The organism is Thioalkalivibrio sp. XN8 (genome assembly GCF_011058255.1).
Lineage (GTDB): Bacteria > Pseudomonadota > Gammaproteobacteria > Steroidobacterales > XN24 > XN24.
In genome coordinates, this window is record NZ_JAALFH010000017.1 from 15,538 (window position 1) to 29,549 (window position 14,012).

Consider the following 14,012-nt stretch of genomic DNA (forward strand, 5'->3'; position numbering starts at 1 on the left):
CTAGCTGAGTGCGCCGCCGCAGCTGGATCCCTGGCCGGCGGTGCAGCCGTAACAGTGCTCCCCCACCGCGATGCGGCGGGGGAGCTTTTTTTCGGGCTTCAGCAGGTCGCGCAGGTGGGGCCTGTCCCCGCCCTCGCCGACCGGCAGGCCGAGCATCTGGTTGAAGTCGCAGTCGTAGAGATAGCCCTGGTAATCGATGCTCAGCAGGTTCCGGCACATGACGCTCTTCAGGTTGTCCGCGCGGTAGGCGTTCTTCAGCAGCACCATGTAATCGTCGTACTGCCCCTTGGACAGCAGGACGGCGCCAAAGCGCTTGATCGGCATGTTGGTGATGGTGAACAGGGCGTTGAACTCGATGCCGAATTCCTCCCCGAGCAGGCGCTTGTAGTCGGCTTCCAGCGCCTGTTGCGGCGGCGGCAGCGAGGCCCCGAGCGGGTTGTACACCAGGTTCAGCGCGAGGCCGGAGCCGGGCCGCCCGTAGCCGAGCGAGTTGAGTTCCTTGAGCGCGCTGATGGAGGCTTCGAACACGCCGTTGCCGCGCTGGGCGTCGACGTTCTCGCGCGAGTAGCAGGGCAGCGAGGCAATGATCTCGAGCCGGTGCTCGGCCAGGAAAGGGCCGACCCATTCGTAGCCCGGCTCGCGCATGATGGTCGGGTTGAGCCGGTCCATGACATGGAGCCCGCGGCTCCGCGCCGCGCGCACCAGCCAGCGAAATTCCGGGTTCATCTCCGGCGAGCCGCCGGTGAGGTCGAGCGTGCCCACGCCGTGGCGCCCGGCCACGGCCAGCGCCAGCTCCATGGTCTCCCGGTCCATCAGTTCCTTGCGGTTCGGGCCGGCGTTCACGTGGCAGTGGACGCAGGCCAGGTTGCACAGGTAGCCGAGGTTGAGCTGCAGCGTGTCGAGCCGCTCGCGCCGGAGGCGCGGAAACTCGGTCTCGAGCAGCAGCGACAGGGTGTCACGCATCAGGCTCTCCGGCGGCGGCGCCCGGCCGGCCGGGCCGCGGCGCCGGCCGGAAGGGGTTGAGCAACAGAGAGACCAGTCCCTGGTCGCGGGGTTCCCGCCATTGTTCGAGCCCGATCGGCATGCGCCGCTCGTCCTCGCGAGGCTCGGCGGTGTAGCTGCGGAACAACCGGTCCCACACCGAAAGGTGGAAGCCGTAGTTGCTGTCGGTCTCCCGCCGCCAGGTGGAATGATGGATCCGGTGCATGGACGGCGTGACGAAGAGCCAGCGCACCGGCCGGTCGAGTTTCCTGGGGAAGGCGATGTCGGTATGGGTGAACAGCGAGCCCAGGCTGAGCAGCACCTCGAACGCCAGCACGGCGGCCGGGTGCGGTCCGAGCAGCGTGATGACGCCCAGCTTGAGGCCCATGGAGAGGGCGATTTCCAATGGGTGGAACCTCACACCGGTGGTGACGTCGAACGCCGTATCGCAGTGATGCACGCGATGCAGCCGCCACAGCAGCGGCACCTGGTGCATGAGCCGGTGCTGCCAGTACAGCGTGAGGTCCAGCAGCAGCACGGCCAGCGCGAACTCGAGCCAGGCGGGCCACGGCAGCTGGCCGAACAGGCCCCCGCCATGGATGACAACGGCCCAGCCCACGGCGAGCACGGGGAAGCCGAAGCGCAGCACCGCGGTGCCGAGCAGCACCATGCCGAGATTGACCGCCTGGCGCCTGGACGGACGCCCGTCGCCGCGTGCGGGCCAGCGCCACTGGGCGAACAGCAGCAGCGCGAACACGGCGCCGAAGGCCAGCAGGCGCAGCAGGCCCTCGTTTTGGGTCAGTTCCATGGCGACAGGGTGCCTCCGGAGCTTGATGGCAGCAACCACGCTGCGGGAATGTATATTTTTCGTGAATTCCGCGGCCCCGGATCCGATTGCGGCCGCGAGACGATTACAATGCCGTCCCTTCCGCTCTGCGGAACCGTTGCTCCAGGCAGGACCAGATGATCGGCAAGTTGCTCAAGTGGATTCTTCCCGTCGCCGTCGTGCTCGCCGCCCTCGCCGGCGGCCGCTACATCATTTCGCAGCGACCCGAGGCGCCGCAGTTCAATCCGCCGGTGGTGCCGGTGGCGGTCGAGGCCATCCGCGTCCAGCCCGAGGACTACCGGGTGATCGTGCGCAGCGAGGGCACGGTGGAGCCCAGGACCCAGAGCACCCTGATTCCGCAGGTGTCCGGCCAGATCGTCGAGATCTCGCCCTCCTTCCGCGAGGGCGGCTTCTTCGAGCAGGGCGAAGTGCTGGTGAAGCTGGATGCGCGTGATTACCAGCTGGCCATCGCCAGTGCCGAGGCCCAGGTGGCCCAGGCCGAGTCCGCCCTCGAGCAGGAGATCGCCCAGGCCAAGGTCGTCGAGGACGACTGGCGCATGCTCGGCAAGGAAGCGCCGGAGCTGGGCCTGCGCAAGCCCCAGATCGCGGCGGCGCGGGCCGCGCTGCTCTCGGCCCAGGCGCAGCTGGAGCGGGCCCAGGTCGACCTGCAGCGCACGCGGATCCGGGCTCCCTACGAGGGCCAGGTGCTGGAGAAGAATGTCGACGTGGGCCAGTTCGTCTCGCCCGGGACCGTGCTGGCGCGGGTCTACGCCACCGATTTCGTCCAGATCCGCCTGCCGCTGTCCGGCCGGCAGCTGGAGTTCGTCGAGCTGCCGGAGCGCTTTCGCGACGACGCGCAAGCCACGACCGGCCCGGCGGTCCGCCTGAAGGCCGGCTTCGGCCGGGAGAGCTGGGCCTGGGAGGGCCGGATCGTGCGGGCCGAGGGGGCGATCGACACCCGCAGCCGGCAGCTGTTCGTGGTGGCCCAGGTCGATAACCCCTACCGCCGCGGCGGGGGTGACCGGCCGCCGTTGCGCATCGGCCAGTTCGTCGAGGCGGAGATCGAGGGCCGGGTCCTGCCGGGGGCTTTCGTGATCCCCCGTGCCGCGCTGCGCGACGGTGACCGGGTGCTGGTGGTGGACGACGAGAGCCGCCTGCAGCGCCGGCCGGTCGAGGTGGCGTGGACCGACGGCGAGGACGCCGTGGTGGTGGCCGGCCTGGAGCCCGGGGACGTGGTCAACGTGACGCCGCTGGCGGTGGCTGCCGATGGCACGCTGGTGAGCGCGACCATCGACGGCGTGGCCCCGGCACCCAGCGAGCGGCCGGACCGTGGCGCCCCGGCGGCTGACCGGGTAGCGACCCAGGAGGCGCCGCGATGAAGGGCATGATCGCCTGGTTCACGCGCAATGATGTCGCCGCGAACCTGCTGATGCTGACGATCCTCGGGCTGGGCGCCTGGGGGCTGACGGCGAAGATTCCGCTGGAAGTGTTCCCGGCTTTCGAGCTGCGCAACGTGATCGTGCGCGTGCCCTTCCCCGGCGCCACGCCCTCGGAGGTCGAGGAGGGCATCACCGTCAAGATCGAGGAGGCGGTGCAGGACCTGGAGGGCATCAAGACGCTGCGCTCCACCGCCGTCGAGAACCTCGGCACCGTCGTGATCGAGGTGGAGAACAGCGCCGACCCGCGCGAGCTCATGAACGACGTCAAGGCGCGCGTCGACGCGATCTCCACGTTCCCGGTCGACAGTGAGCGGCCGGTGGTCTACATCCCCGAGATCCGTCGCGACGTCATCACCGTGATCGTCTCGGGCGAGCTGTCGGAGTCCGAGCTGCGGCTGGTCGCCGAGCGCGTGCGCGACGAACTGGTGGACCTGCCGCAGATCACCCAGGTGGAGCTCGACGGCGTCCGGCCCTACGAGATTTCCATCGAGGTGTCGGAACAGACGCTGCGGGAGTACGGCCTGACCCTGGAGCAGGTCGCGTCGGCCGTGCGGCGGACCTCGCTGGACCTGGCGGCCGGCTCCGTCCGCACCGCCGGGGGCGAGGTCCTGATCCGCACCCAGGGCCAGGCCCGGGTCGGGGCGGAGTTCGAGGACATCGTGGTGCGCAGCACCGAGGGCGGCGCCAAGCTCACCATCGCCGACATCGGCCGGGTGCGGGACGGGTTCAGCGAGGACCCGCTGATGTTCCGTTACAACGACCGGCCCGCCGCCTTCATCGACGTCTATCGGGTCGGCGACCAGAGCGCGCTGGAAGTGGCCGAGGTCGTGCGCGGCTACATCGCCGATCCACCCGACTGGCTGCCGCCCGGCGTAGACCTCGACTACTGGCGCGACCAGTCCCGGGTCGTCGAGGCTCGGCTCAACACTCTCATCAAGAGCGCCATCCAGGGCGGCATCCTGATCCTGGTGCTGCTGACGCTGTTCCTGCGCCCGGCGGTGGCCGCCTGGGTGGTGATCGGCATCCCGGTCGCCTTCATGGGCGGCATCGCCCTGATGCCGGTCTTCGGCGTCACCATCAACCTGATCAGCCTGTTCGCCTTCATCCTGGTGCTCGGCATCGTGGTGGACGACGCCATCGTCACGGGCGAGAACATTTTCTCCCGCCTGCAGAAGGGCGAGGACCCGCTCCAGGCGTCCATCCGCGGCACCCAGGAAATCGCCGTGCCGGTTACTTTCGGGGTGCTGACCACGGTGGTCGCTTTCACCCCGCTGTTGATGATCGAAGGCGTGCGGGGCCAGATCTTTGCCCAGATCCCGCTGATCGTGATCCCGGTGCTGCTGTTCTCGCTGGTCGAGTCCAAGCTCATCCTCCCGGCCCATCTCAAGCACGTGCGCATCCGCAACGGGCAGAGCGACGGCCCGCTGAGCCGCTTGCAGGCCACCGTCCAGCGGGGCCTGGAGCGCGGCACGCGCGCCGCCTACGCGCCGATGCTGAACTGGTCGCTGCGTAACCGTTACCTGGCCGGAACGCTGTTCCTGGCGGCGCTGATCATCATGTTCAGCATCGCCATCGGCGGGCACCTGCGCTTCATTTTCTTCCCGCGGATCCAGGCCGAGACCGCCTCGGCGACCGTCACCATGCCGCCCGGCACGCCCTTCGAGGCGACCGAAGCCGCGATCCGTCGCATCAATGCCGAGGCCGAGGCGCTGCGCGACCGCTATGTCGATCCCGTGACCGGCGAGAGCGTGATCCAGGGCATTCTCGCCTCCGTCGGCTCCGTCGGCGGCGGGGGAGCGCCCCGGACGGACGTGGGCCGCGTGGTGTTCGAGATCATGCCGCCGGAGCAGCGCACGGTCGAAGTCACCAGCTCCGGGCTGGTGCGCGAGTGGCGCCAGAGTATCGGCCAGATCCCCGGCGCCAAGGAGGTCAGCTTCCGGGCCGAGATCGGCATGGGCGGGTCGCCGCTGGACATCCAGATCGCCGGTCCGGACTTCACCGTCCTGCGCACGCTGGCGAGCCAGGTGCGCGAGCGGCTGGCGACCTATCCCGGCGTGTACGACATCACCGACAGCTTCGAGCAGGGCAAGGAAGAGATCCGCCTGCAGATCCGGCCCGAGGCCGAGCTGCTCGGCATCACCCTCGAGGACCTGGCGCGCCAGGTGCGCCACGCCTTCTTCGGCTTCGAGGTCCAGCGCATCCAGCGCGGCCGCGAAGAGGTGCGCGTCTACGTGCGCTTTCCGGAGTCCGAGCGCCGCTCGCTGGAGAGCCTGGACTCCATGCGCATCCGCACACCGGACGGCGCCGAGGTGCCCTTCGCGGAAGTGGCCAGCGCCGAATACGGCCGCGGCTTCTCGCAGATCCGCCGGGTGGATCGCAACCGCACCATCAACGTCACCGCCGACGTCAACAAGGAGACGGCCGACGTCGAGGCCATCAAGCGCGACCTGAACGAATTCCTGGCCGCCGAGGTCAAGCGCTACGCCGGCGTGAGCTTCAGCCTGGAGGGCGAGGCGCGCGAGCAGCGTGAATCCTTCGGCAGCCTGGGCTACGGGCTCCTGTTCGTGCTGTTCGCCATCTACTGCCTGCTGGCAATTCCCTTCCGCTCCTACCTGCAGCCGCTCATCGTCATGAGCGTCATCCCCTTCGGCGCGGCCGGGGCCATGCTCGGCCACATGATCATGGACATGAGCCTCACCATCATGAGCCTGATGGGCATGCTGGCGCTGACCGGCGTGGTGGTGAACGACAGCCTGGTGCTGGTCGATTACATCAACCGCCGGCGCGCCGAGGGCATGGCGCTGATGGAGGCGGTCGCCACTGCGGGCGTGGCGCGCCTGCGGCCGGTGTTGCTGACCTCGCTGACGACCTTCGCCGGCCTGACGCCGCTGATCTTCGAGAAGTCTACCCAGGCCCAGTTCCTGATCCCCATGGCAGTGTCGCTCGGCTTCGGCATCCTCTTCGCCACCTTCATCACCCTGGTCCTGGTGCCGCTGAACTACCTCGTGCTGGAGGATTTCCGCGGCCTCATGGGCCGGCTGTTCGGGCGCCGGGGCCGGACCGGCGCTGATTCTGCTGCGGCGCACACCTAGGGGAAATCGCTTAGGCGCAAACTGACCTGAGTCAAACATGACAACGCCCCAGGGGCGCACATTTCACCCGTATCTAAATGAGAGTTCTCTAATTGAGAATTATCTTCATTTAGGGTTCGGTCCCGGTGGGACCGGGGACACAAATAGAAATGTGCAAGGGGTTGATCATGAACATTTCCAGATGCGGACTGCCTGCGCGCTGGACGGGAATTGTCCTTGCGGCCGCCGTGCTCGCGCTCGGCGGCTGCGAAGGTGACGACGGCGCGACCGGCCCGGCCGGCGCGGACGGCACCGACGGCACCGACGGCATCAACTGTTGGGACACCAACCAGAACGGCGTGGCCGATCCGGCCGAAGACGTCAACGGCGACGGCACCATCGACGTGTTCGACTGCCAGACGCCGCCGCCTTCCATTGCCGATCCTGAAACGCTGCACGCGGCCTATTTCGCCGACCGTCCCTACGAGGACGGCGCCTGCCTGGCCTGTCACGGCAAGATCGGCGACGAGATTCTCACCACCGGCCACTGGAACTGGGAAGGCGTGGCCGCCGGCCTCGAGGGCTTCGAGGCCGAGATCCACGGCAAGACGGACATCATCAACAATTTCTGCGTCGCCGTGCCCACCAACGAGGGCCGTTGCACCCAGTGCCATATCGGCTATGACTGGGCCGACGATACCTATGACTTCGGCGATCCCACGCTGATCGACTGTTTCGCCTGCCATGACCAGACCGGCACGTACTCCAAGGCGCCGCCGGCCGCCGGCCGACCCCCGGCCAGCGTGGACCTGCAGGCCGTGGCCCAGAGCGTCGGCGAGAACAACGGCGTGCCGACCCGCAAGGCCTGCCTGTTCTGTCACCAGAACGCCGGCGGCGGTGACAACGTGAAGCATGGCGACCTGTCGAGCGACCTGGTCGCCACCACGCGCGAATACGACGTGCACATGGCCACCGACGGCGGCGATCTCAATTGCGTCACCTGCCACGACGTCGAGCGCGACCTGGACGGCAACCTGCTGTCGCACGGCATCGGCGGCATGCCCTACCACTCGGTGGACGAGGGCAACATGCGCCAGTGCACCGACTGCCACAGCCCGAACGTGCATGTCGGCACGACGGTGGAAAACATCTTCAACACGCACGACCGCCTGGCCTGCCAGGCCTGCCATATCCCGGCGATCGCGCGGAAGCTGCCCACCAAGACCGAGTGGTACTGGTCCGATGCGGGCCAGGATATCGATCCCATCCCGCTTGATCCCGACACGGGCAAGCCCGCGTACGACAAGATGAAGGGTTCCTTCAATTGGGAGCTGAACGTCCGGCCGACGCTGCGCTTCCATGACGGCAAGTGGATCAAGTCGCTGATCAACGAGAACGACACGGTGGCCTCGCTGCCCTCCGAGGACGGCAAGGTCTATCTCGGCGGCCCGGCAGCGGATTACACCAACCCCGACGCCAAGATCTATCCCTTCAAGAAGCTGGTCGGCAACCAGCCGGCGGATGCGAACAATGGCACCATCCTTGTGCCGCACCTGTTCGGCACGGCGGGTGGCCCGAACCCCTTCTGGGGCGCGTATGACTGGAACCTCGCCCTCCAGGACGGCGCTGACCGTACGGGCCAGCCCTACACCGGTGAGTTCGAGTTCGTCGACACGGTCAGCTACTGGGCGGTCAACCACGAGGTCGCGCCGGCCGCGGATGCCCTCGGCCAGGGCGGCAACTGCGCTGACTGCCACGGGAGCGACCAGATCGACTGGGCCGGCCTAGGCTGGAGCGGTGATCCGGTAGAAGGCGGCACGCGTCCCTAGACAGCCCTCTGCGTCTGCCGCGGGAAGGCGCCCACGCCCCGGTGTGGGCGCCTTTCTTTTGGGGCCGCCTTGACGCGGTGCAAGCGGTACCCACGCCCGTTTTCCTGCACAATAGGCCGCTCCCGTCTGCCACTGGGCCCGCCCATGAGGAAAAACGCATATAGCCGCGAGGAATTGCTGCAGTCCGGCCACGGCCAGTTGTTCGGCGCGGACCGGGGGCGGCTGCCGCTGCCGCCGATGCTGATGCTCGATCGCATCACGAGCATCACCGCTGACGGCGGCGCCAGCGGCTGCGGCCAGGTCACGGCGGAGCTCGACATCCATCCTGACCTCTGGTTCTTCAAGTGCCACTTCGAGTCCGATCCGGTGATGCCGGGCTGTCTCGGGCTCGACGCCATGTGGCAGCTGGTCGGCTTTTTCCTGGTCTGGAGCGGCGGGCCGGGGCGCGGGCGGGCGCTCGGCGTCGGCGAGGTGAAATTCACCGGCCAGGTGCTGCCCACGGCCGGCCTGGTCACCTACCGCATCGACCTGAAGCGCGTGCTGCTGCGGCGCCTCTACATGGGCATCGCCGACGCCGTGATGGAGGTGGACGGGCGGCAGATCTACACGGCGACCGACCTCCGGGTCGGCCTGTTCAGTTCCACGGATTCCTTCTAGGGAGCAACCCATGCGACGCGTGGTGGTCACCGGTTTCGGCATCGTCTCCAGTATCGGCAACAATGCGGCCGAGGTTCTCGACTCGCTGCGGACCGGCCGCTCCGGCGTGCGGGCCAGCGCGGAATACGGCGAACTCGGTTTCCGCAGCCAGGTCTGCGCGCCGGTCGACATCGACCTGGCGGCGCGGATTGACCGCAAGGTGAGGCGTTTCATGAGCGATTCCAGCGCCTACGCCTGGATCGCGATGAGCGAGGCGCTGGCGCACGCCGGCCTGGGCGAAGAAGAGATTATCGACCCCCGCATCGGCCTCGTGGTCGGCACGGGCGGCGCCTCCAACGAATACGTGCTGATGAATGCCGACCTCGTGCGCAGCAAGGGCGCGCGCAAGGTGGGTCCCTACATGGTGACGCGCTGCATGTCCTCGGCGGTCGCCGCCAACCTGGCCACGGCCTTCCGCATCAAGGGCACCAGCTACAGCATCAGCTCTGCCTGCGCCACCAGCGCCCACTGCATCGGCCACGCCGCGGAGCTCATCCAGTGGGGGAAGCAGGACCTGGTGTTCGCCGGCGGCTCCGACGAGCTGCACTGGGGCAGCTCCGCGATGTTCGACGGCATGGGCGCCCTGTCCTCGCGCTACAACGATACGCCCGAGCGCGCCTCGCGCGCCTACGATGCCGACCGCGACGGCTTCGTCATTTCCGCCGGCGGCGGCATGCTGGTGCTGGAGGCCCTGGAGCACGCCCAGGCGCGCGGCGCCCCGATCATCGCCGAGCTGGCGGGCTACGGCGCCACGTCGGACGGGGCGGACATGGTGCAGCCCTCCGGCGAGGGGGCGGTGCGTTGCATGCGCATGGCGCTGGAGGACGTCGACGGGCCGGTCGATTACCTCAACTCACACGGCACCAGTACGCCGGTCGGCGACATCCGCGAACTGGAGGCGATGCGCGAGGTCTTCGGCGACCAGGCGCCGCCGGTCAGCTCCACGAAGTCGCTGGGCGGGCATGCCCTCGGCGCGGCGGGCGTGAACGAAGCTATCCACTGCCTGTTGATGATGGAGCACGGCTTTATCGCGGCCTCGGCCAACATCGACAACCTCGACCCCGCTGCCGAGAGCTTCGACATCGTGCGGGTGCGGCGCGACGGGGCGCGGCTCAATACCGTCATGTCGAACAGCTTCGGCTTCGGCGGGGCGAACGCCACCCTGGTCTTCCGGAAGCCTTAGGCCGGCAGCCGGCACGCGCCCCTTGCCGGGGCCGCCCGCAACGCCCCGCAAGACGAGCGGATCAGGCTGCGACGCCCCGCTCGGTCTTGGCGAGCAGCACCGGCAGCAGCGTGAGGTTGGCCACCAGCGCCGCGGTCATGGCGAGGCCCGTCAGCAGGCCGAACATGATGGTCGGAATGAAGGCCGACAGCGCCAGCACCGAGAAGCCCAGCACGATGGTGATCATGGTGTAGTACAGCGCGCGGCCGATGGAGGTGTGGCAGCGCATGATCGCGGCCCAGGGGTCCCGGTCGACCTGGATCTCCTCCTGGTAGCGGTGCACGTAGTGGATGGTGTTGTCCACGCCGATGCCGATGGTGATGGCCGCGATGGTCACGGTCATCAGGTCGAGCGGGATGCGCGCCCAGCCCATCAGCCCGAGCACCAGCGCCGCCGACAGCAGGTTGGGCAGGATGCCGAGCACCGAGTAGCGCACCGAGCGGAACAGGACCAGGAACATCACCATGATGGCGCCGAAGACGACGCCGAGGGTGAGGATCTGGGAGCGGAACAGGCCCTGCAGCATGTTGTTGTACAGCACCATCATCCCCGTCAGGTGCACGTGCTCGGCGCCGTAGCCCATCCCCTGCTCGAGGTGCTGCTCGATTTCCTGCAGCATCTGGTTGCGCCGCAGGTCCGGCGCCGACTCGTAGACGCGAATGCTGAAGCGCAGCTGGTCGCCGTCCTCGGAGAGGTAGGGGTCGAACAGCGTCTCCTTCACCAGCTCCGGGAGGCGCTGGTAGAACACGGAAATGAAGAAGTCCTCGGTCAGCACCCGCGGCTCGAGCTCGCCGAACATATCCATGGCCGTAATGATGGACATCACCTTGCCCGTGCCCTCGAGTGACTCGAGGTACTCGTGGATGCGCCGGATCTCGGGCAGGCGCGCGCTGTTGAGCCAGTAGCTGGTCGAGGCAATGCCGCTGTCGCCCTCGATCTCGAGCGCCTCGAAGCCCGCCAGGAAGTCGGGCTCCTCGAATTCTTCTTCCTCCTCGGGCGGTTCGGCCGGGGCGTCGATCAGCACGTCGAGCGGCGTCGTGCCCCCCAGCTGCTCGTCGATCAGGCGCATGCCCTGGGAGATCTCGGTCGAATCCTTGAAATAGTCGATGAAGCGGTTCTCGATGGACAGCTGCGCCGTGCCGGCGATGCCGGCGACGGCCAGCAGGCCGGCGATCAGCAGCGTCCAGCCCGGGCGGGCGGTGATGCCGCGCGCGATGCCGCCGGTCAGCACGCCCGTCAGGCTGCGCAGCTGGGCCGGCCCTCCGCCCTTCAGCAGCAGCAGGGAGGCCGGGAACAGCGTGAATGACAGGACGAAAGCGACGGCGAGCCCGATCACCATCATCCAGCCGAAGTCGATCACGGGGCGGATGCCGCTGACCAGCAGGGAGCCGAAGGCGACCATGGTGGTCAGCGCGGTGTAGAGGCAGGGCTCGAACTTGCTCCGCACCGTATCGCGGACCAGCGTGTAGTGATCGAGGTCCGGGTGCAGGTCGTGCAGCTCGCGGTAGCGGACCACCAGGTGCACGCACAGCGCGAGGTTCAGGATCAGCAGCAGCGAGACGAAATTCGAGGAGACCACCGTCACCGGCCAGCCGAGCAGGCCGAGCAGGCCGAGCATGGAAACGACCGTGGCGGCGCACGTGATCACCGGCAGGATGACCCAGCGGGGCTGCCGGAAGACGACGAACAGGATGAACACGATGAAGGCGCCGACCGCCGCGCCGAAGGTCAGGAGATCGGCCCGCACGAAGGCGATCGAGTCCACCGCGATCATCGGCACGCCGCCGAGATGGATCTCGGCCTGGTCGCGAAACCGGTCGAGCACCTCGCGCACGGCCGCGATGGCGACAGCTTCCAGTTCACGCAGCTCGGCGCCGCGGGCCGAGATCTTCTCGTCCAGCTCCGCCAGCCGGGCCTGCTCGGGCCCGGTAAGCCCTTCATCGTGGCTCTTGATCCGCAGCTGGTCGCGCTCCCGCTGCATGGCCCGGTAGGCCTCGTCCTGCTCCAGCATCACCCGGATGCCGCTGGTGCGGCCGTCGGGGCTCACCAGCAGGTTCCGGTACAGGTCGCTGTCCAGCAGCCGGCGGCAATCCTCCGCGCGGTCGGGCCCGTCGCAGGTCAGGGCCTCGGGCTCGGTCGGCAGCTCGGTCAGGCCGGCGTCGAGCCCCTCGAGCACCGGTACGTCCAGCAGGGTGGTGACTTCGGCGACGTGTTCGATGTCGGCCAGCGCGTCCCGCATCGCCTCGAGTCGGGCCAGCGCACTTGCCGTGAACAGGCCCTCCCGGGGCGTGTAGGTCACGACCAGGAAGTCGTCCGACCCGTAGCGCGCGCGGATCGTGCGGTAGTAGCGCACCGCCTCGTCGTTCTCCATCACCAGCGTTTCGGAGGAGGCGTCGAGCTGGAATCGCGGCGCGAAGGACCCGAGCACGGCGACGACGAGGACGACGCCGGCCAGCGTCCAGATGGGCCGCTGCAACACGATGGCCTCGTAGGCGGAGATCAGTGCGCTCGCCAGGCGCCGGGTGAAAGTCATGCCGGGTTGCTCTTGTCGCGGGTCAGTCGGCGTCGGGGGGGCCGGCTAACCCTTCGAGCTCAGCCCGCAACTGGATGAGACTGGCGCGGGCGATGGCCGCGTTCTCCGGCCCGACGCGGAGCAGGACCTTCTGGCCCGGGGACAGTGCCTCGAGGGCCGGGTCGGCGAACTTGTAGAGCACGTGGGGCCGGACCAGGGCGACTGGGCCGTCCACCTGCGGCGTGGCGAGCAGGTGGTCGATCACTGCCAGCGCCCGGTTGTGGAACTGCCGTCCCGGATAACCGAGCTCCTCGTAAGCCTGCTGCAGCAGCGGGTAGTGACGCTGGTAGGCGGCTGCCAGGGCGGCGACGTCCACAGCCTCGATCAGCGCGAACAGGGGGTCGTAGCGCCGGTAGTTGGCCTCGGCGATGCGCAGCGACTCCTCTTCCCCTGCCGCCAGGAACTGGCCGCCCAGCGGCGGCACGACCCTGGCCTGGATCCAGAGCCCGTCCCGCGTCAGGTTGTCCACCGTAGCCACCAGCTTGCGGACCACCTCGTCTTGGGCCAGGTGCTGTTCGACCAGCGCCGGGCCCGCAGCCTCGGCCAGTGCCGCCCGGGCGACCGGGTCGCTCTCGTCGAGGGGCGGTAACGGCGGCGCCTCGGGCTCGGGCTCGGCGACGAATTCCGGCGCCGGCTCGGGCGGCGGCGTCTCCAGCGGCGTGAACTCCGAGGCGCTCGGCGGCGCGGGCGGGAGCGCCGGGGAGACGGGCGGTGGCGGCCCGACTTCGTCCACGGGCCGCGGATAGCAGAAGGCCACCAGGCCGATCACGGCCAGCGCCAGCACGCCCCAGAGCAGGTGTTTATGCATCACAGCGCGTTCCCGGCGGCCTCACGGGGCGGCGACCAGCAGGCGGGAGTCGAAGCTGCGCGTGGTCCCGTCGTTGGCTTCCAGGCTGACCTCCCAGATGTCCTCGTCCGGGATGGTGGTGCGCTCGCGGCCGGGGAGCTCGCGCTCGTCGTCCACCTGCAGACCCCATACCCGCACGTGGCGGATCCCGCGCACGGGAATGCGGTCGGCGGCGAACTTGTCGCGCAAGCCGGGCAATACGGCCTCGTCCGCCCAGGTGGCGTAGCCGGCATCACGAATCGCGGCGACCTCGGGCGGCATCGGGACGTCCTGGGGGTTCGGGCTCACGGTCCAGTCCTCCTTGCACAGCGCGTTGAGCTAGACTAACCGGCCGGCATGAGTGTCGCCACCCCCGTCGCCCCATTTCGGGCCGGGCGCGGCAGTATCGTGCAAACCGTTGAACCACAAGGAGGCCCGCCGTGGTCCGATCCCTGCGCCAACTTCAATCCATGCTTGTCCTGCTGGGGGCACTGGGCATGTCCTTCGCCCTCGCCGGCTGCAGCCCCGAACCGTCGGCCCCGGAGCCGCA

The 14,012-nt window shown here is 68.5% G+C and carries 10 protein-coding genes; 5 read left to right on the plus strand and 5 right to left on the minus strand.

Annotation, left to right across the window (positions count from 1 at the left end; translation table 11 throughout):
• On the minus strand, positions 1 to 963 hold the full coding sequence (gene arsS, locus G6N75_RS02480; protein ID WP_165346489.1) for an arsenosugar biosynthesis radical SAM (seleno)protein ArsS: 963 nt from the start codon (positions 961 to 963) through the stop codon (positions 1 to 3).
• The gene (locus G6N75_RS02485) at positions 956 to 1,789 is read right to left on the minus strand and encodes a sterol desaturase family protein (protein ID WP_165346490.1); all 834 of its coding nucleotides are present in this window, start codon (positions 1,787 to 1,789) and stop codon (positions 956 to 958) included. Before G6N75_RS02485 ends, arsS begins: the two co-directional genes overlap by 8 nt.
• 155 nt (positions 1,790 to 1,944) lie before the next feature.
• Here G6N75_RS02485 and G6N75_RS02490 point away from each other — a divergent pair, with 155 nt between their 5' ends.
• The 5 genes from G6N75_RS02490 to fabB all read left to right on the plus strand — a co-directional run bounded on the left by G6N75_RS02490 (position 1,945) and on the right by fabB (position 10,025).
• Positions 1,945 to 3,186, plus strand: coding sequence for an efflux RND transporter periplasmic adaptor subunit (locus G6N75_RS02490; protein ID WP_165346491.1), 1,242 nt, complete (start codon positions 1,945 to 1,947; stop codon positions 3,184 to 3,186).
• Positions 3,183 to 6,338 (plus strand): efflux RND transporter permease subunit, encoded by a 3,156-nt coding sequence (locus G6N75_RS02495; RefSeq protein ID WP_165346492.1) that lies wholly within the window; start codon positions 3,183 to 3,185, stop codon positions 6,336 to 6,338. The genes G6N75_RS02490 and G6N75_RS02495 overlap by 4 nt, the downstream gene beginning before the upstream one ends.
• 167 nt (positions 6,339 to 6,505) lie before the next feature.
• Positions 6,506 to 8,146 (plus strand): tetrathionate reductase family octaheme c-type cytochrome, encoded by a 1,641-nt coding sequence (locus tag G6N75_RS02500; protein WP_165346493.1) that lies wholly within the window; start codon positions 6,506 to 6,508, stop codon positions 8,144 to 8,146.
• Between the two features lie 144 nt (positions 8,147 to 8,290).
• A complete protein-coding gene (gene fabA, locus G6N75_RS02505) occupies positions 8,291 to 8,803 on the plus strand; it encodes a 3-hydroxyacyl-[acyl-carrier-protein] dehydratase FabA (protein WP_165346494.1) in 513 nt (170 codons plus the stop codon).
• A 10-nt stretch (positions 8,804 to 8,813) separates the two neighbouring features.
• Positions 8,814 to 10,025, plus strand: coding sequence for a beta-ketoacyl-ACP synthase I (gene fabB, locus G6N75_RS02510; protein WP_165346495.1), 1,212 nt, complete (start codon positions 8,814 to 8,816; stop codon positions 10,023 to 10,025).
• A 61-nt stretch (positions 10,026 to 10,086) separates the two neighbouring features.
• Here fabB and G6N75_RS02515 read toward each other — a convergent pair whose 3' ends face one another.
• From G6N75_RS02515 to G6N75_RS02525, 3 genes are read right to left on the minus strand one after another with little or no spacing between them, the layout of a single operon-like run.
• A complete protein-coding gene (locus G6N75_RS02515; RefSeq protein ID WP_206202877.1) occupies positions 10,087 to 12,597 on the minus strand; it encodes an MMPL family transporter in 2,511 nt (836 codons plus the stop codon).
• A gap of 22 nt (positions 12,598 to 12,619) precedes the next feature.
• Positions 12,620 to 13,444 (minus strand): DUF3014 domain-containing protein, encoded by an 825-nt coding sequence (locus G6N75_RS02520; RefSeq protein WP_165346496.1) that lies wholly within the window; start codon positions 13,442 to 13,444, stop codon positions 12,620 to 12,622.
• Positions 13,445 to 13,465: 21 nt separating this feature from the next.
• A complete protein-coding gene (locus tag G6N75_RS02525) occupies positions 13,466 to 13,771 on the minus strand; it encodes a hypothetical protein (RefSeq protein ID WP_165346497.1) in 306 nt (101 codons plus the stop codon).
• Between the last annotated feature and the right edge of the window lie 241 nt (positions 13,772 to 14,012).

Bases quoted from the DNA above. Each gene is read 5' to 3' on its own strand.
- arsS (WP_165346489.1), bottom strand. From the start codon at position 963: ATGCGTGACACCCTGTCGCTGCTGCTCGAGACCGAGTTTCCGCGCCTC.
- G6N75_RS02485 (WP_165346490.1), bottom strand. From the start codon at position 1,789: ATGGAACTGACCCAAAACGAGGGCCTGCTGCGCCTGCTGGCCTTCGGC.
- G6N75_RS02490 (WP_165346491.1), top strand. From the start codon at position 1,945: ATGATCGGCAAGTTGCTCAAGTGGATTCTTCCCGTCGCCGTCGTGCTC.
- G6N75_RS02495 (WP_165346492.1), top strand. From the start codon at position 3,183: ATGAAGGGCATGATCGCCTGGTTCACGCGCAATGATGTCGCCGCGAAC.
- G6N75_RS02500 (WP_165346493.1), top strand. From the start codon at position 6,506: ATGAACATTTCCAGATGCGGACTGCCTGCGCGCTGGACGGGAATTGTC.
- fabA (WP_165346494.1), top strand. From the start codon at position 8,291: ATGAGGAAAAACGCATATAGCCGCGAGGAATTGCTGCAGTCCGGCCAC.
- fabB (WP_165346495.1), top strand. From the start codon at position 8,814: ATGCGACGCGTGGTGGTCACCGGTTTCGGCATCGTCTCCAGTATCGGC.
- G6N75_RS02515 (WP_206202877.1), bottom strand. From the start codon at position 12,597: ATGACTTTCACCCGGCGCCTGGCGAGCGCACTGATCTCCGCCTACGAG.
- G6N75_RS02520 (WP_165346496.1), bottom strand. From the start codon at position 13,444: ATGCATAAACACCTGCTCTGGGGCGTGCTGGCGCTGGCCGTGATCGGC.